Here is a 21,491-nt window from a genome sequence, read left to right on the forward strand (position 1 = left end):
TGCTCAATGACCTATAAGTTTTATCATTGCTTTTTTATGAATCCTATTTGAATCGGATCGAAACGGAGAGAATTTTTATGACTCACTATCATTTACCTCCAAAAATTCAAACCTTGCATGAAGATATATTTCCAGAGCAATTACGATATCATCAGCGACGCGTATCGATTGAAAAACATTTTACTTTTGATGCGGCTCATCATTTGCATGAGTATATGGGTAAATGCCACAATCTGCACGGACATACCTATCTTCTTCAAATCGAAATTAGCGGCATCCCAGACCCGCGTGGAATTGTCATGGATTTTGCTGAATTAAAGGAGCTTTTTGCAAATCGCATCAAAAATCGTCTTGATCACCAATATCTTAACGAAGTACTACCACCCATGAACACTACAGCTGAAAATATGATTGTGTGGATCTGGGAAGAATTAGAAGATGCTTTGAACGTTCAGTTTGGGGATAGAGGGTTAAGACTTGAATCGCTGGTTCTCTATGAAACTCCCACAAGTTGCGCAAAGCTGCGGAGAGAGTGGATGATAAATGAATAATCAATTGACAATCGATCATCAATCGGATGAACAGTTGAGAAATAGCGACTTAAACGATTTACAACTGCCGATGGTAGAAATTTTCGAGACGATTCAAGGTGAAGGTACAGCAGCAGGTGAACGAACAACTTTTGTGCGTGTTTATAACTGTAATTTACGCTGCCAATGGTGTGACACCAAATATAGCTACGCTCCTGAAAAACCCGTGTTTTTTGCATCCATTAAAGAAATCTGCCATAAAGCAGCATCCTTTGAAAACCGCTGGCTCTGCCTGACCGGTGGTGAACCATTGATGCATGGGCGTAAATCTATCGCCTTGGTCGAAGCTTTAGCTAAAATACCTCATGTAACAGATGTGCATATTGAAACCAATGGAGCTATCGATCTCTCACCTTTTGCTCAACTTCGTCAGGAAATTCAACCTTTAGGTCAAAAAATCCGTTTCATTATGGATTATAAGTTGCCAGGATCTGGTGAGGAACATCGAATGCTTACGAGTAATTTTCAATATCTAACTGAACGAGATGAAATAAAATTTGTCATTGCTGACGATCGCGATTTTGAAAGAGCCGTAGATATCGTTGAAAACGAGATCGGCGATGGAAAAGTGCTCTTCTCGCCTGTGTTTTCTTCTATGTCTGCCAAACGACTCGTAGAAAAACTTCTGAAAACTAACTTAAAGCAAGTGCGCGTCAGTCTGCAACTTCACAAATGGATATGGGATCCTGAAGCACGCGGCGTCTAATCCTTCGATTTGTTGTAAATTGATTGTAAATATTGAACAAAACGATTTCCACCATCTTCTAAATCAGCTTCTAGAGCTATTCGTAATTTTTTAGAGAGACTTGGATTGCATCCAGAGGAAGAAATGCCAATACGAACAGGCGAAACGTCCACTTCGCTGACAAACCAAAGATTGCTCTCCTCTGGATGATCGGCCACATTTAAAAAAACATGGTGATGACGCAATCGATGAACGACCTCAAGATTCACGGAAGATTCATTCGTTGCTACTATAATAAAAGAATAACCCTCCTCATCACCAGGAGAATAATCTCTTTCCAACCAGACTAACCTGCCATTTTGAGCCCATTTTGCAATGGTATCTGTAACGTTTGGGGCAATTACAGTAATATGGCGGACAACATCCAAAATTTTACCAATCCTGCGTGTTGCGACATGTCCGCCACCAATCACCAGACAATCTTCTCTTTTAAAGTTTCCTGCCATCATCAATAATTTACCCAATTCCTTCATCCCGTTTGTACTTCCCTCACTTATTTTAGCCTCAAAAGACAAGCTGTACTTTCTCACAGGGTACAACAAACGGGATGATTTACAAAAATTTTTGAACTAGTGAAACTCGATATCAATTTTATGTTGACCTGAAGATGGAGTACGTTTCGTCATGGTGACCATCAACAGACCATTTTTATAAGTTGCTTTTGCACTGGATTCATCTACTTCTGCAGGTAGCGGAATGGTACGCTGAAAAGTCCCGTAAAAACGTTCTATACGATGAGTCCGATCTGACTCAGTGCTGCTCTCTCTCTGTACTTTTCCTGAAAGCTGCAATTCACGAGGATGGACCACAATTGAAATATCATCTTTAGAAGCAAGCCCGGGAATCTCTGCTGTAACTTTTACTTCTCTGCTTGTCTCCGTTACATCCAGACGTGGATGGTGAAAAGACCAGCCGCTAAACCAATTATCATCCCACAAATTAGGAAACCATGAAGAGGGTATGGGAACCATCTCAGGATATAAACGATCTCGATGATTTTCCATTAAAATGCACTCCTTTTCTTGACTAAACTGAGCCTAAACAAGAATTTTGTTACACTTATTAGATTGAATCATTCAAAGATTTCTCATACAAAGCACGAGAAAGAAAAAAAACTAAATCAAATACAAAACGGATAACGACCTTTGCATGAATCACTGAATTTTTACAAATGGTAAGGAACAGTCTTTTTTAAAATAATCTGTATGGATAATTAAAGTGAGGAAAATTGCAATATGAAGGTTATGGGTGCGTTTATCCAAAAAATTTTAAAATTTCTTCCCAAGAAGAAGCCATATACTCTTATCGGCTTTAGTTTAGCAGCAGTGCTAACCATATGCTGGTTCCCTATACCTACCGAAATGGCTGCAACTTCAATAAAAAAAGTTTCTCCTGTCATTTACTTAACCTTTGATGATGGTCCTAGTGAACGTTATACTCCCATCATCCTTCGTGAGTTAAAAGTCGAACATATTCACGCCACTTTCTTTGTTGTCGGTTATCGATGCGAACGCTACCCCGAATTAGTCAAGCAAATGGCCAGGGATGGACATACCATTGGCAATCATAGTTATCGACACCAGGATATCGTACAATTGGCGTTAGATGAATTAAAATCAGATGTCCATAAAACCGATCAAATTATTTATCAAGCATCGGGAATCCGTCCAATTCTTTATCGACCCCCAGGAGGACACATCGAACAAAATGAAATTCATTTTCTACAAAAAATGGGTCATCCCGTAAGGTTATGGAACGTGGATTCTCAAGATTGGAAAGCTACAAGCCAAGAGGATATTTGGCACGCCTTACATGGTCATGTCTATCCTGGATCAATTATCCTGTTTCACGATGGAGTATCCGGAAGCCGCTATACGGCGGAAATACTACCTAAATTAATACATGAATGGAAGAAAGATGGTTATCAATTTAGGACCTTGTCCTAAGATTGGTTAAAAAAGATTGGAATCTATAAGACCCCCGTCAGGATTTAATAGAGTATCAAACTCCTTCCGGGGGACAAATGAAATCATCTTGATGAATTGGGGATGCACTGTTGATAGACTAATCTTTGTTTCACCACAATTTTAATACGTCGCCGCAGCGCCGTAAGCAGGGATGAGCAGGAAGAACAGCACAAAGATGATGAGAAATACGACCGCCCAACTTGTATATCCACCAAATACGCCGTACATCATGCGGCCTCCCTTCATGACAGAGCTATTACACACTATGAACAAACAACCGCTAAATGAAATGGTGAAAGCCCATATGACATACAATTTGGGCGTAAAATGAGTAAAACCTTAAAAATTTACCTTTCTCTTCCTATTTTTCCTAAATGGATAGACTTGCAGAATGAATACAGCAGTTAAAATACAGAATGCTCCCAACCAACCTGTGAATGCAAAATGTAACTGCAAAAAGAAAACACCTGCTAATGCGGAAGAAAGCGGTTCGGCAGATGCCAGAACACTGGCTACTTGTGGCTGCAGATGGGTGAGGCTGAATATATAGAGCCAAAAAGCTAGTAAAGTGCCGGCAAAGACTACAAATCCAAGCAACATGAGCGGTAAGGGTCGCCACACCACGCGTATAGAAAGAGACAAAAAAGGCAGAATGATAAGCAAACAGAGGCCACCAAGTAACATGGACCAACCAGTTACAAGCAATGAACCAAATCGATGAAGCAACTGTACTGGATAGATTGTATAAAAAGCCAAAGTCAGTGCTGAGATAACGCCCCACACGATACAATCTAAAGGAACTGCAAACGCGTAAGGATGACCGTTTCTTACCAAAAAATACGTACCTAGCAGAGCCAATCCAACAGCTGCCCATTGAATCTTGTTCATCTTATTAGAACCTCTGATCCAAAGATAGGCACTGACCATAGCTGGACATAAATATTGCAGAAACGTAGCTGTAGGCGCATTTCCGTAGCGAATGGACGAAAGATAGGAAAACTGCACACCCAACATTCCAACAATAGCAAATATCAATAAAGAAACTGTAGTATTGCGTTGAAAGAATGGCAGAAATACAAAGCGCATCCCTTTTTGAAAAGCGGTCATGATAAGCAATACAATGCCGGAGCCGAGCATTCGAATGACTGCAAGTGTAAAAGGAGACTCATGATAAGTTTGAAATAACACTTGCGCAGCTGTTCCCGACAGCCCCCAAAAAATAGCTGCTGTCAATACGGCACTGGTTCCTATCCAAGTCTGGCTTTTTTGTGGCTCTACATCGATCAGGGTTTGTGTGGCTTCTGATTCAATTTGCACTTGCGTATATCCCCCTCTATCTATAGAAATACTTTCTTAGGAGATGAGCTGCCGATGAAAACTGCGTTAAAATGGCTATACGCAACCATCTTAGGAGGGCTATTGGTAGTTGGTATTCTGTTCGTATGGTTACATCTACACACGGTTCATGGATGGAAAATATAAGTTCGCTGGCCATAACCTTGCCTATAGCTTGCGTTGAATAAACAATAACTCCTTTACAACCTTACAGAATAGGATTAAAACCATGCTTGCTGTACAATAGCATGGTATATCAGGAATGGAAAGACTAGAGGTGAAGCTGCAAATGATGAATGAGGAATCCAAAATTGAACCGCATACGTTTATTTTATTCGGAGCAACAGGAGATTTAGCCAGGAGAAAATTAATTCCAGCCCTTTACAACATGTATCTTCGTGGACAAATCCCTGCAGACACCAGAATTGTAAATGTGGCTCGTTCAGCTTACGACGATCATGGATATCGCACCCTAGCAAGAGAGGCTATGCGTGAGTTTGCTCCAAAATCCATAACCAAGGAAGACACCTGGAACGATTTTGCAAAAAAAATGTTTTATTGCCAACTAGATGCTTCCAATCTTGACCATTATAAGAAGCTTGTTAATATGGTTGAGGAGATTGAAGCGCATTCGAATACAAAAAATCGTCTGTTTTATCTGGCTATGGCACCTGATTTCTTCGCAACCGTAACACAAAATTTACAAGAAAGTGGATTGTCCCATACTGAAGGTTGGAGAAGACTTATTATTGAAAAACCTTTCGGTCACGACTTCGCCTCTGCTGAAGCGCTAAACAATGAATTGCGCAGCGTTTTTGAAGAAGACGAAATTTACCGCATCGACCACTATCTAGGCAAAGAAATGGTACAAAACATTGAAGTCATTCGCTTTGCGAATTCCATTTTTGAACCGGTATGGAATAACCGTTCCATTTCCAATATCCAAATTACTTCCAGTGAGACTGTGGGCGTAGAAGACCGGGCTTCCTATTATGAACATGCTGGTGCGTTACGCGACATGGTTCAAAACCATATGTTGCAAATGGTTATGATGATTGCCATGGAACCACCAAGCCGTTTGAAAAATGAGGCCATTCGAGATGAAAAAGTAAAAGTTTTACGCTCGCTACGTCGTTTCTCACCTGAAGAAGTAAAAGATCATGTGATACGTGGACAATATGGCGTTGGAACCATGAATGGGCAACAAGTACCTGCTTATGTTCAAGAAAAAAATGTAAATCCTTCTTCAGAGACAGAAACCTACGTAGCAGCCAAATTGTATGTAGATAACTTTCGCTGGGCTGGCGTACCTTTTTATATTCGGACAGGCAAGCGTCTTTCTGTCAAATCAACTGAGATTGTGATTCAGTTTCGAGATATGCCAAAACATTTATATTTTAATCAAGATGGCAATCTTGGCCCCAACTTGCTTGTCATTCGTGTCAATCCTGTAGAAGGTATGTATATACAACTCAACGCCAAAAGACCTGGTACAGATGAAATGGTCGTGCCAGTAGCCATGGAATTCAGTCAGCCACTTGATGCATCCCAAGAAGCTTACGAGCGTCTTTTTTATGACGCCATGCGCGGAGATTCTACTTTCTTTACACGTTGGGATGAAGTATCACTTGCTTGGAAATTTGTCGATCCGATTGCCGAAGCCTTCACAGAAAAGCGTTTGCCGCTTCATCATTATACAGCGGGAAGTCATGGCCCTGAAGCTGCAGATAACTTGCTAGCAAAAGAGGGACATCGTTGGTGGCCTGTTTATGGACAGGAAACAGCATCTGTGGAAGCTCGCTTAGAAAAAGAAACGGCTACACTACGGGAGGGAAAAAATCATGAAAATCCATGATATTTCTATGAGAATTTACCCTGATATGGCTGTATACAAAAATAAAGATGAGAAAAGGCCTCAATTTGAAATTACATCTAATTTTATCAATGGTGAAGGTGTTCGTGAAACCAGATTACATATGGATGCTCATACAGGTACACATGTAGATGCTAAACTTCACATGTTAGCTGGACAGAATAGCATAGACACTTTGCCTTTAGAACAAGTAATACGAAAAGTTCGTGTGATAGATTTTACACATGTGGACAAAGTGATTGAGGTTTCCGATTTACAAGCGATTTCACCAGAAAAAGATGATTTTTTACTGTTTCATACGGCTAATTCCAATGATGAGATATTTAATCCTGAATTTGTATACTTAAGCGAACAGGGTGCTCAATATTTGGTCGAAAAACAGATTGCTGGAGTAGGAATAGATGGATTAGGGATTGAACGAAGCCAGCCTGGTCATCCAACACATAAAATTTTATTTGATGCCAACATCGTCATTATTGAAGGCTTGCGCCTAGCACACATTGTACCAGGTGAATATTTTATGGTTGCTGCTCCACTTTATATTGAAGGAATTGAGGCTGCTCCCGCTAGAGTTGTTCTCATAGAAGGTTTAACATAAGATAAGTGATTTACTTCTTAAGATGTCAAAAAAATCCTCGTTGGAGACAGCGGGGATTTTTTTGACATTTTTTTTGCTCGACCCTCAAAAAGAGAAGACTACCAACGCAACCTTTAATTGAACACAGATACTGTTGAATTGATAGAGTAGTTTATCATCGAATTACATGATTTAGGAGGATTAGCAGATGATGAAAAAGAAAACAATTGGTTTGGCTGCAGCAGTTGCAACGCTTGCATTTTCTGGAATTACCGCTTATGCTGATGGAAGTAATCATTTTCAATCCCAATATGAAGCAAACAGTAAAACAGAAGCTTCCCTATGGAGTCAAGTACAAAGCAATTCCTCGAATACTTCTGTAAACCAACTTATTTCGACGGTTTCTGATTTAAATACACAAATCAATACTTTATATAATACCGAGCAAAACTTAGAAAATGACAAATCCACTTTAGATAGTTTCCATTTTTCTTTGCCTCAGCAACAACAAGAATTAAAACAATTAAATGAACAACGCATGAAAATTCTAATCAAATCTGATAGCGCCTGGAAACTTGTTGTAGCTTATTGGCAGGCCATGCATGTGGTAGGAAGAAATTTTATAAACTTCCATCCACCTATGCCGCTCCGCGGTCCCAAAGGTCCTCATGGCCCCATTGCTGCACCGCTCCAACAATTCATTCAAGCTCGAAATCAATTTACGGATACATTTTCGACTGGATGGGGCAATATGAGCGCTTATAATCTGTTGAAATTGGCTATCCAAGAGCATAACCAGACACAGAAACAACTATGGAAAATTGACGAAAAGATTGCTGAACTCAAGCATGATGATCTTGGGAATTTTAAGCAGCCCTTGAACGATGCTATCCCACAACTGCAAGCTACCATTCTTCATTTGCAAAAAACAGAAATCAGTTATACAAAACTGATTATTGAAATGCAATCAGAAAGTACATCTAGCACGACTTATGGAAATTCCTCTGATGGAGTAACAATTACCAGTGTGAACTCCAGTACAGTTCAATCCTAAATCCAAGTTAGCTCTCAATGCGTTATTCTTTTTCTTCATAAAAAAATGAAAGGGGCTATCCCCCAGTCATCTACAATGACTTTTGGGACAGCCCCTTTCATTTTTTTGAATAAAATTACTCTTCCCACTCATACTATGATGGGGAGATGAAGTTATGTGGCATTCTATTTGGCAATGGTTAAAACAGCTCTTATCCATAATGAATCGTGGTAATGTACCTGCCTTTGCAGCTGTACTTGCATTTTTTGCATTTTCTTCACTCATTCCTATTCTCTTGCTACTTGTCATGTTAGCTATCTGGTTAGTTCCCGATCCACACGTGGCTTCTAATATTGGCTCTACTTTATCCAACTATATCCCCAATATTCCTGATTTAAGACAACTCATTAATTTAAATTCTGAACGTCTCTACCGTCTTAATAAAGAGGTACGTTGGTTTAGTATAATTGGATTGTTTTGGACATCCGTAGGTGGTTTTCTTTCTTTGCAACAAACGTTTGACATGATGGCTGGCATTCGTAGACGTCGTTCTTTTATCAAGCAATATTTGATAGGCTTTGTTATGATGTTTGTTCTTTTATTTCTTACCTTATTATCTGGTATCGCTGTACAAATATTTCAAGTCGTGGGTCACACACTTCCCGCTCCATTTTCTTGGTTACGTTGGTTCTCATTCTTCCTGTTCCCGATACTCTTATTTGTAACGTCATTGCTATGTTACAGACTTTTACCTTCGATTCCCCCTCCTTGGCTCTCTGCGAGCGCAGGAGCCTTATTCAGCACCGTGATTATCTATATAGCTAGAGATTTGTTTCTACTCTATGCAGCTCATATGGGTCAATATGAATTGATTTATGGAGCACTGAGTTTTATAGAATTGCTTGCATTTTGGTTCTATATCCTAAGTTTTATTTTTCTGCTAGGAGGTGCCTTGATGTTTACAATCTCCAAACCCAAAAGGGAAGGTTATCCATCCATGATTCCCTCCACCTTTACAAAGAAAGTAGGATAATCTTATTCAGAAAGACCTAAACTCTTAGTAGGCAATACATGGTTTTTTCTTCTTTTTTGTATTCGATCAAAGAGAAATTTAATGGTATTCGCTGAACACAAAGCTAGCAGTAAATAAATTTGCCCGCCCCACAAGGACATACTTAAAATACTTAACGTAGCGGAAAGGCAACCAAAAACAATTTGTAACTTTTTGCGTCCCGGAGTTGTCGGTGGATCTGTCAGCATGAAAAAAGTAAAAAAGAGCGTCATGTTAATAAACGGCGGTCGCAAAGCATCTGCAGGCGTAAATGATACAGAACCCCAATGAAATATAGCAAGAATGAGCATTCCTGAAAAAAAAGTAGCAAGAAAAGATAGGACCTGTGGAAATTTCCGAACACGATTGGTCATCCAAAAACCTGTAATTATAAGAATGATCATCCACCAGGATGATTGAACTGAAAACGCCCCCCACCAACTTTCCTGAGCCCCCCAAAACCAAACCGCCAATAATAGAGCAAAAGCTGCTGGATTGAAAACAGGTTTTCGACCATGGCTTAAAAGATGTTTTGACACCATAGCCAGTGTCACAGTTGCAAAAATAATCCAAATCGATTCTTGAACTCCTAAAATCAACCCAATAATCCACCCACTGATACATGCTCCATCGGAAAATTTTCGCGGATAGGCACGCCATATGGCTACAATGCCATCGATAAAAACTGCAAAAACGATAGCAATCAGTATATGAAAAATTCCCGTCAATGAGCCACTCGCTAAAAAGTTACTAACAGATAACAGGAGTAGAATGACCATTAAAGTCCCTTTAGGAGTAGACATATATTTTTTTAATGAATGCAAATTTACTTGTTGTTTTCGTTTTGGAACACGTTTGTTTTTTCGCAATGCCAATAGTCCTCCATTTTTTTAGACATTTGCACACTTCCGTCAGATAAAACAAGTAATCCCTCAATACCTGCCTCTTCCAGACGAAGGAATCCTTCTTGAGGGGACAGGAGCATCATCACCGTGGAAAAACCATCTGCCAACATAGCATTTGGAGCCATAACTGTAGCGCTTGCTACATGGTGAGGAGATTGTTTATCTACTCCAGAGATGATGTGATGTTCTCCCTTAATAACGGGACTAAGACGTTCATAGCCTCCAGAAGTGCATACAGACATAGCATCGGAAAAAAGTAAATATCCTATTTTCTTTTCTGGAGAAAACGGATTGCGAATAGAAATCTTCCACGGCTCACCATTAGGTTGTATACCTCTGGCGATCACATCTCCACCAGCATTGATACAAAATCCTGGATATTCAGAAAAACAATGAACTACCAAATCAAGTGCTAGCCCTTTTGCGGTAGCTCCCACATCCAAGAGGAGCGGTTTCATTAAGCGAACGGTTTTTTTCTCCACATCAAGCTTTACATCACGATAGGAAGCATTAAAATCTATGTTTTCGCATAAATCCAATTTGTTTCCTGTCAAATAATTTGTGACAAAACCACCCTTCTCTAGCCATCCACCTATGGTCGGGTCAAATCGTCCATGAGTCATCTTGGCCAATTCTAAACTGAATTGGATAACCTCGAATAATAGAACAGGTACTTGAACATCCTCACCAATTTGTTGTGAAAGACGTCGTAACACACTGTGTTCAAGAAAACGACTGCAGGTTTCCTCTACGATGTTGAAAACTGAAATTGCTTGTTGCAAATTTTTTCTAACATCTTCAGATGAATTACCCTCTATGGAAACCCAAAAATCAACTTTTGTACCTAAAGCAAGCACTTGATGATGATAGAGTTGAAGTTCTTTGCTCAGGATAAATTCCTCCATTTAAGCCTTTGCAGCTTGCAAAGCCTGATAGACAGCCATAGCAAAATCTTGAGTACTTGCTGTGGCTCCAGAGACAATATCAATTTGCCACGTCTGCTTAGCTTCAACTTCGTTTGGTAAAACCGGATCAATAACGGATTGTGGATAATGAGTGGTACATTGAGTGATCTGCACTTGAGTGATTTTTCCATTCTGTATCGTTACAGAAACACCGACGCTACCATAAGCGTTCGTGCCCACTCCTTGGTAAATACCGTCCTTATAAAGAGAACTGCTATCGCTCTTATGTTGAGACTTGTCTGAATTTGATGTTTGATGATTTGCAGAAGTTGTTGTTGATGATAATGCTTTGTGGAATGACCTAGTCTCGTGATGTTCTTTTCCCATTTGATGGAATACCTTGTTGGACTCACTTGCATTTTTTTGATCTAAGATCTGTGGATTTAATGCCTGAACTGTCGGTTCCGTATAGAAAAAACCTGCAGCATAGATGGCTCCTACAGCGGCTGTAGATAATGTTAACCATTTGGATTGAGTAGTTTTGAGCAATCGATAAACACCACTTTCACCCGATTCCTATTCTCCGTCATAGATTAATAAAAGTGGCCTTCTAGGTGTTGAAGTATTTGTCCGATGGTTATGAAGAACTTGTGGAGTCATGAATAAAAAAAAGGGCTTGTCCCCCTGTAATATGTTCTGCCAAATGTAAACAGGAGAAAGAAAAAACCTGTTTATCCATAAGGCAACATATTAAAGTCATCTAAAGATGACGAGAGGAACAAGCCCTATAGAAAGTTTCACTTTTAAAACATACGTTTGACAGTAGTGATGTGATTGTACCAATACGTTCCAGGATGTAAAGGTGCAATACCTACTTTACCCAAACCGCCGCCTTCTTCAATCATCTGACCATTTCCAATATAAATCGCAACATGACCACCATGGTTAAAAATAACCAAATCACCAGGTTGCATATCCGAAATAGGTACCTGCCAACCTACATCGTGATATTGTACTTGCGAAGCTCCACTCATAACATAGCCGAGCGCATGATGATAAACATAGGCTGTAAAATTAGAGCAGTCAAAGCCATACTGACCTCTATCTTCGTTATGCCCCCATCGATAGGGAGTACCTAACTTACTTTCTGCTACTGTCAATATAGCTTGAAACTTCTCTTCTGGTGTCGCGTGAATTCCAGCTAACGGTTGAACAGATGGCTGATAAGTGACTCCTGGAGGTAGTTGACCGTTATACGCCAATTGAGATTTGACGTAGCTATTGCTGGAAAACGAATAAATGGGTGTACGATGATAAGTTTTTGCCATTGCAATTTGACTGGTAGCAGGCAAAAATACTGCAATGGATGTTAAAGCCAATAAGGCTGCTTTTATTTTCATAAAGTCCTCCCCTTGCCTCCGAGGTTAGTTGACGGGTTAGGACGGAGGTCGCCCATGCGCGTTGGCGCATTCACCCCAAATTGTATCCCCCGTACCCTAAATAGGATTCGGCTGTTTTTTGGTTCGGACTTTATGCTAACAAACACTTTGTCATAATTTCATTGCAAAATAGTTAGAAAGAAGTCTATAGTTTTCCAAACGATTTTCTAATTCATGAGCTTTACTCAAAACTGAATCAAATTTCACCGTTACGGAATGAGGTACTTCTCGAGTTACAATTCCCTCAGCTTTGACGACCACTTGATGGGCTGGCAGATGTGCCCAAAATGAAAAGAAAGCAACAGCAATTACCATTAAAGCCGCAATAGATTGGGGTACTTTTATAAAAAAGGAACGAGCTTTTAAACCAAATATTTTACCCATTCGAGATTGATTTTGTAAGTGCCGTTGAGGAAATACATACACTTTAGCATGAGTAAGTAGCGTGTCTGTTTCTGTAATTTGCTGATTCTTGTTTTCTTGAATCATGAGATTACGGTAAGATACATATTCTTCAACTTCTTGCCGACATTTTTCACAATTCTGTAAATGGCGCTCAAAACGTTTATTTTCAAGTTCGGTAAGTAATCCAGCCACATATCTCAAGCTTAAATCACACAATTGCATGGATTGCCTCCCGTCTCCCCCAGTTTTAACCAATCTTTCTCATCATGTAGACCCATTATACGAAAAAACCCCTAAACTTGACCAGTATTTTCTCAATCTCTCTTTTCATTTTTGTAGGAATACTGACTGGATCAAAATTCGCACATCAATGGATTGCTTTATGTCTTGTTTCACCAATAATTTGCATACTGCAGCAAAATTATATACGGTTGAATGAAAAAGCAGGAGGCTTATTGGAGTATGGAAGTTAAATCTATTTATGAAGCGATTGGCGGTCAAAATACAATAGCCAATCTGGTTGACATATTTTATACAAAAGTCCAAAAAAATGAACTCCTACGTCCTCTATTTCCAGAAGACATAAAACCTGTGCGTGATAAGCAATTGATGTTTTTGACTCAATTTTTTGGAGGGCCTTCGCTTTATACAAATATGTATGGTCATCCAATGTTAAGAGCCAAACATCTTGCACATCCTATTACTCAAGCTCATGCGAGCGAATGGATACGTTGTATGGAAGAGTCACTCAATCAAATTGGGATAGACCATTCTGTTCAGGAATTTATGTTAGAACGACTTCGATTAACGGCTCAACATATGATTAATCGTTGAAGATTGGAATGCTTAAAAAATGAAAAAATCAGATTTCAAACTGACTTTTTCGGGAGTGGTAATAATGAATAACCTTCCTTAATTCTTTGAACTCCTTCTTCACAAACTCCATAGGAGCGCCAACTGCACGTACTACAAAGTACGGCTATATCCGAAGGATGCATATGCTGACGAATTCTACTTTCAACTGACTGCCAAGCCAGTTTTTGACCAGAGTGTAATCCTAATTTAACTAGAATCTGTTGATCGCGATCTGCAACATTTTTATCTTCACAATGATAACATTGATTATCAGGAAAATAATGACACAATTCATCTGGTCCCGTGACAATAAGTACTTCTGTTTGTGGCTCTATTCTCAATTGGTTATAAACATTCTTCATATGCTCCACGAATTCTTTTGAATAACCCATTCCTCGAAAGCCAAGCATGCATAAAAGATGATGTCCGCGCAATCGAATCAAATCTGTCACCCTTCGATTTTTTAATCTGTGTATAGAAAACTAAACTTCTCACATAATAACTTTGCAGTCCAAAATCATTTTTGAAAGGGGAACTGAAAATGGCAAACAACAACGAAAAACTCGTACCAAGCCGTGCCCTGGATCAGATGAAATGGGAGATTGCAAATGAGTTTGGTGTTAATCTCGGAGCAGAAACGACTTCACGTCAAAACGGCTCCGTAGGTGGGGAAATCACCAAACGTTTGGTCGCATATGCAGAAAGTCAATTATCCGGCCAAATGAAGTAAGCAAGGAAAACCTTTGGTTTAGAAAATAATTCTTAGCGAGCCTATCCATACACACGGATAGGCTTTCGCGTATAATAAGGATATTCCTTCCCACTGTCATTTGAAGAAGATTGATTTTATTTTTGAACAATATTTTTCTGCATCCAGCGAGCAACTTGGACGTCATTCCAATCATTTTTCGCCTGTAATTGTTCAATTACACGTTGTTGAACAGCTAAAGGTTTATTCTGACTCAATTTTTTGCAACCTTCAACTAAATCAATCTCAACTTTAAAACCTACAATAGCTTTCATCATTTGTTGATAATAATGCTGCTTAGAATCCATAGGAAGTTTTGAATGTGGTTCATATGCATATATCAGTTTTTCAAGAATTTCTTCTAACTCGATTTCGTCTTTAACCAACCGACAGGTTCCTTGAATATGTACAGCCACATAGTTCCAAGTTGGTACCGATTGAGGAAGATCATACCATTCCGGTGAAATGAATGCATGCGGGCCAGAAAAGATACATAAACAAGGGCTACCATCCATTGCTCTCCATTGAGAGTTGGCTTTGGCCATATGCGCAAGCAGCATTTGTTTATCTTTGTCATAGTACATGGGTAGATGTGTGCAAAGAGGATGATTGTCCTCTGAAGTTATAAGTAAGGCAAAGGAATGACGAGTTATAAACTCTGAAATTTCATCTTCATCTTGCCATTGAAACGATTTTGGGATATACACTCCCACTCACTCCCTCGCTCGTCACCGATTTGGACGATCCGCTCACAAAAAATTGTAACATGTTGACGCAAGCTCCTTTGAGACCATGGGTTACTTCACAACAGAAATTTTGTATATGTTGTGTTACCTTTTTATGAATCATCTTTTCAGTAATGAACTATGAATTGAAAGGATTATGCCTGGTATGAAACATGAAAACTTGTACTTAAAACGTATTTATATACCAACTGATCCTTCTGACGGTACACGTATATTAATCGATCGATTATGGCCGCGAGGAATTCGAAAAGAGGAGGCTTACGTTGACATTTGGCTAAAGGAAATTGCACCAACAGATAGATTACGGAAATGGTTTCATGAAAATCCTGCACAACGGTTTTCTGAATTTCGTATTCTCTATAATCAAGAATTAACAACTAGTCTAAGTCACCAAGAAGCCCTAAATAAAATTAAAAAATGGGTGACAGAAAGCCCCGTAACACTCGTTTACGGAGCCAAGAATGAGTTAATCAATCATGCAGTAGTACTCTATGATTTTTTAATTGACTATTTAAATTGTTTATATGATCATCGCTATTGCTAAAATGGTAAAATTTCATCTTAGGGTTAACTTGTTGAACAAGCCATGAATCACTGGTTTTTTCGAAAATAGTAATTCAGCTTGGCTGAGCGGAGTGAGTATATGAAACCTTTTTTGAAGTGGGCTGGAAATAAACATCGCATCATGGATAAAATTCGAGAACTTCTACCGCCTGGTCGACGCTTAATTGAACCTTTTGCGGGTTCAGCTGCCGTATTTCTTAATACAGATTATAAAGAAAATATTCTTAATGATATGAATTCCGACCTTATCCACTTGTTTATGACACTTAAAGAATATGGATTGTCTTTTATCGACGAATGCAAACAGTTATTTATCGACGAAAATAATACACCCCAAGCTTATTATCAATTAAGGGAAGAATTTAATCAAACAACTGACCTCATCCGTAAAGCAGCATTGTTTCTTTATTTAAATCGACACGGTTATAACGGTTTGTGCAGATATAACTCATTCGGTCATTATAATGTCCCGTTTGGAAGATATAAAAAACCATATTTTCCATACAAAGAAATGGTCATATTTTATCAAAAAGCACAGACAGCTCATTTTATTTCAGAAGACTTTGAATCAGTAATGAACCAAGCAGAATTGGGAGATGTCATTTATTGTGATCCACCGTATGTACCAATTTCCCAAACAGCCAACTTTACCAGTTACCATGCTAATGGATTCGGTCCAGAAGAGCAATTGCGTTTAGCGAAAGTTGCAGAAGAACTTTCTAAAAAAGGAATTCCTGTACTCATCTCTAACCATTTTAGTGATTTTACACTAAAGGCCTATTCCTTAGCTGAAATTTCAAGTTTTGACGTACAAAGATTTATTAGTTGTGATGGAAAAAAACGCAAAAAGGTAACAGAACTACTTGCTTTATTTTCAGGAAAGAAATCCATATAGGATTGAAAGATTTTGGGTTAATTTCTTAAATTAAACGTAAAATTCCAGCCTTTACGTTAGTGAGGTAGTCGAAAATGAAAATGTAACTCTCAGACCTTAAAGTAATCTCTTTTCCAATTCAATCTCATCGTGTATCTCAATATCGTGATCGCCCTTTAAAGGTATGGTTGGTTTGATGCTCCTTGCTTCGTCAATGGCTCCAGGATACACAGCGGTTATTCTATACCCCCGCTTTTGATAAAAACGCAGTGCATCCAGGTTATCATTGCTTGTAATAAGCCATACTCTCCGACACCCTCTGCGCGAAGCCTCTTGTTCTACAGCAGCAAGTAATCGAGTGCCAACACCGCTTGCTGGAGAAAGAGCATTAATGATCATAAGTTCACAATTATTCTCCATATCAAAACGGTATGTAGCAGCACCAACATATCCGTTTTCATCTTTAGCCATCACCGAGTGGAGGTCATGAAGATAAAATACATGACCTCTACTCACCATGGCTTCACCTCCCCATTCTACTTGCCACAGTTGATTGAGCCAGCGCAGATCCTCTTCTTCGTTTGGTGAAAAAATCTTTATTTTCAAATGATCATTCATTCAATAATCCTCCCATCCCATCATACAAACAAAAATTAACATACAACCATTTGAAACTCTATTTAGAGATACCAAAAACCCACAAGACATTCGCCCTGTGGGTTTGGAAGACTGCAAGAAGCAAGCCTGTAAGCCGAGTTCTGTACTCCGGTGCTACAAACGGCACTCTCGTCAAGTGCAAAACAATCAAAGAAATGCCTCGCACGTGTGGAGCAGCAATCATCTATCTAGGCCGACTGTTGCCAGCCAGCTCAAGCAACCTACCCGAGTGCGTGACGGGCAGCCACATTTGCACTCCTATGCGGTCTTGCTCCAGGTGGGGTTTACCTAGCCAGCTTGTCTCCAAGCTGCTGGTGCGCTCTTACCGCACCGTTGCAACCTTGCCTGTACCCTTAACAGAGCCATCGGCGGTCTTCATTTCTGTGGCACTATCCCTAGGATCGCTCCCGCCGGACGTTATCCGGCACCCTGCCCTATGGAGCTCGGACTTTCCTCCCATGCGGCCTTTCGGCACTGCATCGGCGATTGCCCAGCTTACTTCTACAGCCTAGATGATTAAGTATAAAGATTAAAACAGATCATCGCAATACATCGAATATTCCTCCAGAGGAAACACTTAGATCCAATAAAACGGATCGGCCGAAATTATAGGAACTTCAATTTTTACTTCGCCAATATGGTTTACTAATTCCTGCAAACGTTGGGCAAGCACAGGAAGCGATAGCTGTTCCATAGCTGCGTGCGTACAGTCGACAACCGCCAGTCCAGCGTCTGTAGCATCTACAGCTGCATGATGATTGATATCAGCCGTCACTAATACGTCAGCCGATTTTTCCAGAGCTACATCCATAAAATCTCGACCACTACCACCCAGTACTGCTACACGAGCGATTTTTCGATCGGGCAAACCACTAAATCGAATGCCGCTTTGCCCCATTCTGTCTTTCACTCGTTGAGCGAACTGTTGAAGTGTCATGGGTTGCAAAAGTTGACCAATCCGTCCAAGACCGATAGTTCTGTCCTCAGCCGTAACGCCAGTTGGAACAAGAATCTCTACATCCTGTAGTTCAAGATGTTCTGCCAAAATGTCATTAACTCCACCAGGAGCTACATCCCAATTGGTATGGGCTGCATAAATAGACAAATTTGCTGACAGTGCAATTGCCAGTGCTTGACCAGTAGTCGTATGAGTCAAAATTTTTTGCAACGGATGATAAAAAAGAGCGTGGTGTGTAATTAACATATCCACTTTAGCCTCAACCGCAGCAACAATGATGGATGGTTGAGCTTCTAAAGCAATCCAAATTTTTTGCACTTTTGCTTTAGGAGAGCCGATTTGTAAACCAATAACATCTTTAGGCAATGCCCAGTTTGGATGCGCGATTTCTTCCATAGCATGGATTACATCTTGAACTTCCAAGCATCATCCCCCTCTTTCACTCGATAATTTTGCCTGCCAATTTTTGATCCACTCCATATCACCCAGCAATTCTTGACGACGCTTGTCCGTTTCGAAACGAGGAAGATGCGAAATGTTATAGTTAGGGTGTGGCATTTGTTGGAGAATGTTCTGGTATTTCTGTATTTCAACCTGCAAATATTGTTCTACGTCTATGGTTGGCCGCTGTAAATTCAAGGGTCCGTATTGATAGGCCATCCGTTTATCCCACTCATCTGGAAATAACTGATAAGCAACATCAAATGCATACTCATTGCGTATAGCCTGTATACATTGATAAAACCTGCCATCTTCTTTAAGTATTGACTCATCTTGTAGAAAAAAATGATGCTGATAGAGCCACTGTCTGAGCTTAGAATATGCATTCATTGGCTGCAACAGCAACATTCGAGTGTGTTCAACAACTGAGGGCGATTGCATGAGAATTTCTGTTATTGTCGAGCCTCCCATACCGGCAATCACCACTGTGTCCACTTCTCCAGGTTGTACAGTCGAGAGACCATCTCCTAAACGGACGTCAATGAGATCTGTAAGGCCTGCCTGTGAAATCTGCTTACAAGCGCGTTCGACCGGCCCTACCGCAACATCAGAGGCAATAGCTGTATGAATTCTACCCATTTGTACAGCTGCAATCGGCAATAAAGCGTGATCGGTACCTACATCCACCAAGCTTGCTTCAGATGGGATACGTGACAATAGCCATGAAAGACGATAAGAAAGTGAAATCGTAGGTTTATGTTCTTCATTCATCATACGCGCATTGTAACTCAGGAAAGAAAGACAATCAAAACCGCAATGCACATTAAGTCCAGGAGGATTTTCGAAGGAGAGTGTACTGAATACGAGCAAAAATTTCCCGCACAGCGTAACGTCTCTCCTGTTTGCCTGATTTCGCTGCATACCCGCTGGCAGGAATAGAAAGTTTTTTAGCAACCGCAAGGGCCCGTGGCAGATGATAATCACTTGTTACAATAATGGCGTCTGCAAATCCCAAGCTGTTCATCAGTAACAAAGAATTGCGAAGATTTTCCCAGGTATCGGAAGATTTGTGTTCTTCGAAAATAACATGCGGCGCTACGCCGTTCATTACAAGAAATCGTTTCATGGAATGTGACTCTGTGACTTTTTCATCCTGACCACGCCCACCGCTCACTATAATAGCTTGCATATACCCCATTCGATATAAGTCTATAGCCGCGTGCAATCGACGAATCAAGGGTGGAGATGGCCGATAACCATCTGTAAAAGCCCCTAAAACAATAGCCACATCTGCTGGAACAGGCCGAATATTACGCCCCTGTGCCGATAACTGTTCTGCCATAATCGCTAGGAGTCGATAAATCAGTAAAGGAGCACATAGGAATAGAAGCAACAAGAATAGAATGGTTTTCCACATTCTTACACCTTCTTTTTAGCCCCTTTTTTCGATCTCTTTGTACACGCTAAGACGTTATTCTCTACAATCGAGAAATAGACCGATTCAATAAAAAGAATCGGTCCAAAAGAATGTCCACTCTTTATCTTACTTTTTAAGAGAATTGATTAGCACCCAAGTTGGCGTGCAATGACAAGACGCTGTACTTCAGACGTCCCCTCACCAATTTCAATGAGTTTGGCGTCACGCAAATGCCGCTCGACGGGGTATTCGCGCATATATCCATTACCACCAAGAACTTGAATGGCATCAAGACAAGTTTGGGTACAGGTTTCAGAAGCAAAAAGTTTGGCAAATGCGGCTTCTTTGGTGTATGGACGATTTTGATCATGCAACCAAGCTGCTTTGTATACTGCATTGCGAGCCAAATCAAGATGCATGGCCATATCCGCCAATTTATTGGAAACCGATTGAAATTTCGATATAGGTTTACCAAACTGTTCGCGACTTTTACTATACTCCAAAGCCGTATCAAAAGCGGCTTGGGCTATACCAATGGCCAATGCGGCAATTGCAACTCGTCCGTTGTCCAATGTGGCTAAAAATTGGCGAAAACCACGATGCAAGGGCCCCAATAAATTTTCTTTAGGAATTCGTACATCTTCCAAGATCAATTCAACCGTATTAGAAGCTCGCATTCCCATTTTTTCATAAGCTTTGCTTACAGAAAAACCTGGAGCATCTGTAGGAACGATAAAGGCACTAATTCCTCGATTTTCTTTGTCTGTCAATGCTGTAAGTACTACATATTTGGCATATCCACCATTGGTATTATATATTTTTGTACCGTTGATGACCCATTCGTCGCCTTCCAAGCGAGCTGTCGTTTTAGTACCACCCGCATCGGAACCTGCACCATTCTCTGTCAGACCAAAGGAACCCAGTGCTTCGCCTTTCGCTAAAGGAACAAGATATTTTTTCTTTTGTTCTTCAGTTCCAAAATGTAAAATCGGCATCGATGCAAGAGAGATATGTGCCTCATAACTCAATGCTGTTCCCGCACAAGCTTGACCAAGTTCTTCAAGCGCCAAGCAGTAACTGATAAAATCAGCACCCGATCCTCCATACTCTTCAGGAATGGGCAAGCCAAGTAAGCCTAGTTTACCCATCTTTTCGAAAATTTCTATCGGAAAACGTTCGGTACGATCTAATTCCGCTGCAATCGGTTTGATTTCCCTCTGTGCAAAATCACGAACGGTTTCCCGAATCATTTTCTGTTCTGGCGTAAAGTCAAAATCCACTCCTATCCCTCCCAAACTCTGTCTTAGAAATTATAGCGATCAAACGAAAGCGCTTGCAATAGGTTGGTATAAAGTCGGAGAATACTGAAGATTGCATTTTGTAGGATGATAGCTTGATAACTGCGT

27 protein-coding genes, 1 other RNA gene and 1 riboswitch are annotated in these 21,491 nt (G+C 40.2%); of the genes, 11 read left to right on the plus strand and 17 right to left on the minus strand.

Annotation, left to right across the window (positions count from 1 at the left end):
- Positions 1–77: 77 nt before the first annotated feature.
- Entirely contained in the window at positions 78–551 is a 474-nt protein-coding gene (queD, locus tag ACOJUR_RS11155; protein ID WP_420950548.1) for a 6-carboxytetrahydropterin synthase QueD, read from the plus strand.
- Positions 544–1,296 (plus strand): 7-carboxy-7-deazaguanine synthase QueE, encoded by a 753-nt coding sequence (locus tag ACOJUR_RS11160; RefSeq protein WP_072872554.1) that lies wholly within the window; start codon positions 544–546, stop codon positions 1,294–1,296. The genes queD and ACOJUR_RS11160 overlap by 8 nt, the downstream gene beginning before the upstream one ends.
- Here ACOJUR_RS11160 and ACOJUR_RS11165 read toward each other — a convergent pair.
- Both ACOJUR_RS11165 and ACOJUR_RS11170 read right to left on the minus strand, forming a co-directional pair.
- The gene (locus ACOJUR_RS11165; RefSeq protein ID WP_072872555.1) at positions 1,293–1,808 is read right to left on the minus strand and encodes a precorrin-2 dehydrogenase/sirohydrochlorin ferrochelatase family protein; all 516 of its coding nucleotides are present in this window, start codon (positions 1,806–1,808) and stop codon (positions 1,293–1,295) included. The genes ACOJUR_RS11160 and ACOJUR_RS11165 overlap by 4 nt on opposite strands.
- Before the next feature lie 96 nt (positions 1,809–1,904).
- Positions 1,905–2,339, minus strand: a complete 435-nt coding sequence (locus tag ACOJUR_RS11170; RefSeq protein WP_420950020.1) for an Hsp20/alpha crystallin family protein — start codon at positions 2,337–2,339, stop codon at positions 1,905–1,907.
- A gap of 240 nt (positions 2,340–2,579) precedes the next feature.
- Here ACOJUR_RS11170 and ACOJUR_RS11175 point away from each other — a divergent pair, with 240 nt between their 5' ends.
- The gene (locus tag ACOJUR_RS11175; protein ID WP_420950021.1) at positions 2,580–3,281 is read left to right on the plus strand and encodes a polysaccharide deacetylase family protein; all 702 of its coding nucleotides are present in this window, start codon (positions 2,580–2,582) and stop codon (positions 3,279–3,281) included.
- 141 nt (positions 3,282–3,422) lie between these two features.
- On the opposite strand, the gene ACOJUR_RS11180 is transcribed toward ACOJUR_RS11175, so the two are convergent.
- Positions 3,423–3,548: a hypothetical protein gene (locus tag ACOJUR_RS11180; protein WP_420950567.1), complete on the minus strand. Its 126-nt coding sequence runs from the start codon at positions 3,546–3,548 to the stop codon at positions 3,423–3,425.
- Positions 3,549–3,641: 93 nt separating this feature from the next.
- The gene (locus ACOJUR_RS11185; RefSeq protein WP_420950022.1) at positions 3,642–4,619 is read right to left on the minus strand and encodes a DMT family transporter; all 978 of its coding nucleotides are present in this window, start codon (positions 4,617–4,619) and stop codon (positions 3,642–3,644) included.
- 307 nt (positions 4,620–4,926) lie between these two features.
- On the opposite strand from ACOJUR_RS11185, the gene zwf reads away from it, so the two are divergent.
- From zwf to ACOJUR_RS11205, 4 genes are all read left to right on the plus strand, one after another.
- Positions 4,927–6,492, plus strand: a complete 1,566-nt coding sequence (zwf, locus tag ACOJUR_RS11190) for a glucose-6-phosphate dehydrogenase (RefSeq protein WP_072872557.1) — start codon at positions 4,927–4,929, stop codon at positions 6,490–6,492.
- The gene (locus tag ACOJUR_RS11195; protein WP_072872558.1) at positions 6,479–7,108 is read left to right on the plus strand and encodes a cyclase family protein; all 630 of its coding nucleotides are present in this window, start codon (positions 6,479–6,481) and stop codon (positions 7,106–7,108) included. The genes zwf and ACOJUR_RS11195 overlap by 14 nt, the downstream gene beginning before the upstream one ends.
- Before the next feature lie 187 nt (positions 7,109–7,295).
- Positions 7,296–8,141 (plus strand): hypothetical protein, encoded by an 846-nt coding sequence (locus ACOJUR_RS11200; RefSeq protein WP_420950023.1) that lies wholly within the window; start codon positions 7,296–7,298, stop codon positions 8,139–8,141.
- Between the two features lie 154 nt (positions 8,142–8,295).
- A complete protein-coding gene (locus tag ACOJUR_RS11205; RefSeq protein WP_420950024.1) occupies positions 8,296–9,153 on the plus strand; it encodes a YihY/virulence factor BrkB family protein in 858 nt (285 codons plus the stop codon).
- A 2-nt stretch (positions 9,154–9,155) separates the two neighbouring features.
- Here the strand turns inward: ACOJUR_RS11205 and ACOJUR_RS11210 are convergent, their stop codons facing one another.
- The 5 genes from ACOJUR_RS11210 to ACOJUR_RS11230 form a co-directional block, all read right to left on the minus strand.
- Positions 9,156–10,040 (minus strand): RnfABCDGE type electron transport complex subunit D, encoded by an 885-nt coding sequence (locus tag ACOJUR_RS11210; protein ID WP_420950025.1) that lies wholly within the window; start codon positions 10,038–10,040, stop codon positions 9,156–9,158.
- Positions 9,998–10,981, minus strand: a complete 984-nt coding sequence (locus tag ACOJUR_RS11215) for an FAD:protein FMN transferase (protein ID WP_420950026.1) — start codon at positions 10,979–10,981, stop codon at positions 9,998–10,000. The genes ACOJUR_RS11210 and ACOJUR_RS11215 overlap by 43 nt, the downstream gene beginning before the upstream one ends.
- Positions 10,982–11,530 (minus strand): FMN-binding protein, encoded by a 549-nt coding sequence (locus ACOJUR_RS11220; protein WP_420950027.1) that lies wholly within the window; start codon positions 11,528–11,530, stop codon positions 10,982–10,984.
- 254 nt (positions 11,531–11,784) lie between these two features.
- Positions 11,785–12,381 carry a C40 family peptidase gene (locus ACOJUR_RS11225; protein ID WP_072872564.1) on the minus strand — a complete coding sequence of 199 codons (597 nt, stop codon included), beginning with the start codon at positions 12,379–12,381 and terminating at the stop codon, positions 11,785–11,787.
- Between the two features lies 1 nt (position 12,382).
- A riboswitch (cyclic di-AMP (ydaO/yuaA leader) is annotated at positions 12,383–12,504 on the minus strand.
- 27 nt (positions 12,505–12,531) lie between these two features.
- Positions 12,532–13,047: an anti-sigma factor family protein gene (locus ACOJUR_RS11230; protein WP_420950028.1), complete on the minus strand. Its 516-nt coding sequence runs from the start codon at positions 13,045–13,047 to the stop codon at positions 12,532–12,534.
- A gap of 240 nt (positions 13,048–13,287) precedes the next feature.
- Between ACOJUR_RS11230 and ACOJUR_RS11235 the strand changes: the two genes are divergently transcribed.
- The gene (locus ACOJUR_RS11235; RefSeq protein WP_072872566.1) at positions 13,288–13,659 is read left to right on the plus strand and encodes a globin domain-containing protein; all 372 of its coding nucleotides are present in this window, start codon (positions 13,288–13,290) and stop codon (positions 13,657–13,659) included.
- Between the two features lie 35 nt (positions 13,660–13,694).
- Here the strand turns inward: ACOJUR_RS11235 and ACOJUR_RS11240 are convergent, their stop codons facing one another.
- A complete protein-coding gene (locus ACOJUR_RS11240; protein ID WP_420950029.1) occupies positions 13,695–14,132 on the minus strand; it encodes a DUF1284 domain-containing protein in 438 nt (145 codons plus the stop codon).
- 89 nt (positions 14,133–14,221) lie between these two features.
- On the opposite strand from ACOJUR_RS11240, the gene ACOJUR_RS11245 reads away from it, so the two are divergent.
- A complete protein-coding gene (locus ACOJUR_RS11245) occupies positions 14,222–14,410 on the plus strand; it encodes an alpha/beta-type small acid-soluble spore protein (RefSeq protein WP_072872568.1) in 189 nt (62 codons plus the stop codon).
- A gap of 116 nt (positions 14,411–14,526) precedes the next feature.
- On the opposite strand, the gene ACOJUR_RS11250 is transcribed toward ACOJUR_RS11245, so the two are convergent.
- Complete coding sequence (locus ACOJUR_RS11250; RefSeq protein WP_420950030.1) at positions 14,527–15,135, minus strand: FMN-binding negative transcriptional regulator; 609 nt, start codon at positions 15,133–15,135, stop codon at positions 14,527–14,529.
- Between the two features lie 184 nt (positions 15,136–15,319).
- Between ACOJUR_RS11250 and ACOJUR_RS11255 the strand changes: the two genes are divergently transcribed.
- Both ACOJUR_RS11255 and ACOJUR_RS11260 read left to right on the plus strand, forming a co-directional pair.
- The gene (locus ACOJUR_RS11255; RefSeq protein WP_420950031.1) at positions 15,320–15,718 is read left to right on the plus strand and encodes a DUF488 domain-containing protein; all 399 of its coding nucleotides are present in this window, start codon (positions 15,320–15,322) and stop codon (positions 15,716–15,718) included.
- Positions 15,719–15,796: 78 nt separating this feature from the next.
- Positions 15,797–16,633 carry a Dam family site-specific DNA-(adenine-N6)-methyltransferase gene (locus tag ACOJUR_RS11260; RefSeq protein WP_420950032.1) on the plus strand — a complete coding sequence of 279 codons (837 nt, stop codon included), beginning with the start codon at positions 15,797–15,799 and terminating at the stop codon, positions 16,631–16,633.
- Positions 16,634–16,729: 96 nt separating this feature from the next.
- On the opposite strand, the gene ACOJUR_RS11265 is transcribed toward ACOJUR_RS11260, so the two are convergent.
- The 6 genes from ACOJUR_RS11265 to ACOJUR_RS11290 all read right to left on the minus strand — a co-directional run bounded on the left by ACOJUR_RS11265 (position 16,730) and on the right by ACOJUR_RS11290 (position 21,365).
- A complete protein-coding gene (locus ACOJUR_RS11265) occupies positions 16,730–17,230 on the minus strand; it encodes a GNAT family N-acetyltransferase (RefSeq protein WP_420950033.1) in 501 nt (166 codons plus the stop codon).
- A 113-nt stretch (positions 17,231–17,343) separates the two neighbouring features.
- An RNA gene (rnpB, locus tag ACOJUR_RS11270) (RNase P RNA component class A) lies at positions 17,344–17,771 on the minus strand.
- A 75-nt stretch (positions 17,772–17,846) separates the two neighbouring features.
- Positions 17,847–18,650 carry a Nif3-like dinuclear metal center hexameric protein gene (locus ACOJUR_RS11275; RefSeq protein WP_420950034.1) on the minus strand — a complete coding sequence of 268 codons (804 nt, stop codon included), beginning with the start codon at positions 18,648–18,650 and terminating at the stop codon, positions 17,847–17,849.
- A 3-nt stretch (positions 18,651–18,653) separates the two neighbouring features.
- Positions 18,654–19,442: a tRNA (adenine(22)-N(1))-methyltransferase gene (locus tag ACOJUR_RS11280; RefSeq protein WP_420950035.1), complete on the minus strand. Its 789-nt coding sequence runs from the start codon at positions 19,440–19,442 to the stop codon at positions 18,654–18,656.
- 49 nt (positions 19,443–19,491) lie between these two features.
- Complete coding sequence (locus ACOJUR_RS11285) at positions 19,492–20,085, minus strand: YdcF family protein (protein WP_072872577.1); 594 nt, start codon at positions 20,083–20,085, stop codon at positions 19,492–19,494.
- A gap of 146 nt (positions 20,086–20,231) precedes the next feature.
- Entirely contained in the window at positions 20,232–21,365 is a 1,134-nt protein-coding gene (locus ACOJUR_RS11290) for an acyl-CoA dehydrogenase family protein (protein ID WP_420950036.1), read from the minus strand.
- Between the last annotated feature and the right edge of the window lie 126 nt (positions 21,366–21,491).

The organism is Alicyclobacillus tolerans, assembly GCF_048984885.1.
GTDB lineage: Bacteria > Bacillota > Bacilli > Alicyclobacillales > Alicyclobacillaceae > Alicyclobacillus_I > Alicyclobacillus_I tolerans.

Coding starts and splice junctions, on each gene's coding strand:
- ACOJUR_RS11285 (WP_072872577.1), bottom strand. CDS start 20,085: ATGTGGAAAACCATTCTATTCTTGTTGCTTCTATTCCTATGTGCTCCT.
- ACOJUR_RS11180 (WP_420950567.1), bottom strand. CDS start 3,548: ATGAAGGGAGGCCGCATGATGTACGGCGTATTTGGTGGATATACAAGT.
- ACOJUR_RS11195 (WP_072872558.1), top strand. CDS start 6,479: ATGAAAATCCATGATATTTCTATGAGAATTTACCCTGATATGGCTGTA.
- ACOJUR_RS11280 (WP_420950035.1), bottom strand. CDS start 19,442: ATGATGAATGAAGAACATAAACCTACGATTTCACTTTCTTATCGTCTT.
- ACOJUR_RS11200 (WP_420950023.1), top strand. CDS start 7,296: ATGATGAAAAAGAAAACAATTGGTTTGGCTGCAGCAGTTGCAACGCTT.
- ACOJUR_RS11265 (WP_420950033.1), bottom strand. CDS start 17,230: ATGAATGATCATTTGAAAATAAAGATTTTTTCACCAAACGAAGAAGAG.
- ACOJUR_RS11160 (WP_072872554.1), top strand. CDS start 544: ATGAATAATCAATTGACAATCGATCATCAATCGGATGAACAGTTGAGA.
- ACOJUR_RS11215 (WP_420950026.1), bottom strand. CDS start 10,981: ATGGAGGAATTTATCCTGAGCAAAGAACTTCAACTCTATCATCATCAA.
- ACOJUR_RS11245 (WP_072872568.1), top strand. CDS start 14,222: ATGGCAAACAACAACGAAAAACTCGTACCAAGCCGTGCCCTGGATCAG.
- ACOJUR_RS11165 (WP_072872555.1), bottom strand. CDS start 1,808: ATGAAGGAATTGGGTAAATTATTGATGATGGCAGGAAACTTTAAAAGA.
- zwf (WP_072872557.1), top strand. CDS start 4,927: ATGATGAATGAGGAATCCAAAATTGAACCGCATACGTTTATTTTATTC.
- ACOJUR_RS11175 (WP_420950021.1), top strand. CDS start 2,580: ATGGGTGCGTTTATCCAAAAAATTTTAAAATTTCTTCCCAAGAAGAAG.
- ACOJUR_RS11255 (WP_420950031.1), top strand. CDS start 15,320: ATGAAACATGAAAACTTGTACTTAAAACGTATTTATATACCAACTGAT.
- ACOJUR_RS11230 (WP_420950028.1), bottom strand. CDS start 13,047: ATGCAATTGTGTGATTTAAGCTTGAGATATGTGGCTGGATTACTTACC.
- ACOJUR_RS11225 (WP_072872564.1), bottom strand. CDS start 12,381: ATGAAAATAAAAGCAGCCTTATTGGCTTTAACATCCATTGCAGTATTT.
- ACOJUR_RS11235 (WP_072872566.1), top strand. CDS start 13,288: ATGGAAGTTAAATCTATTTATGAAGCGATTGGCGGTCAAAATACAATA.
- ACOJUR_RS11170 (WP_420950020.1), bottom strand. CDS start 2,339: ATGGAAAATCATCGAGATCGTTTATATCCTGAGATGGTTCCCATACCC.
- ACOJUR_RS11205 (WP_420950024.1), top strand. CDS start 8,296: ATGTGGCATTCTATTTGGCAATGGTTAAAACAGCTCTTATCCATAATG.
- queD (WP_420950548.1), top strand. CDS start 78: ATGACTCACTATCATTTACCTCCAAAAATTCAAACCTTGCATGAAGAT.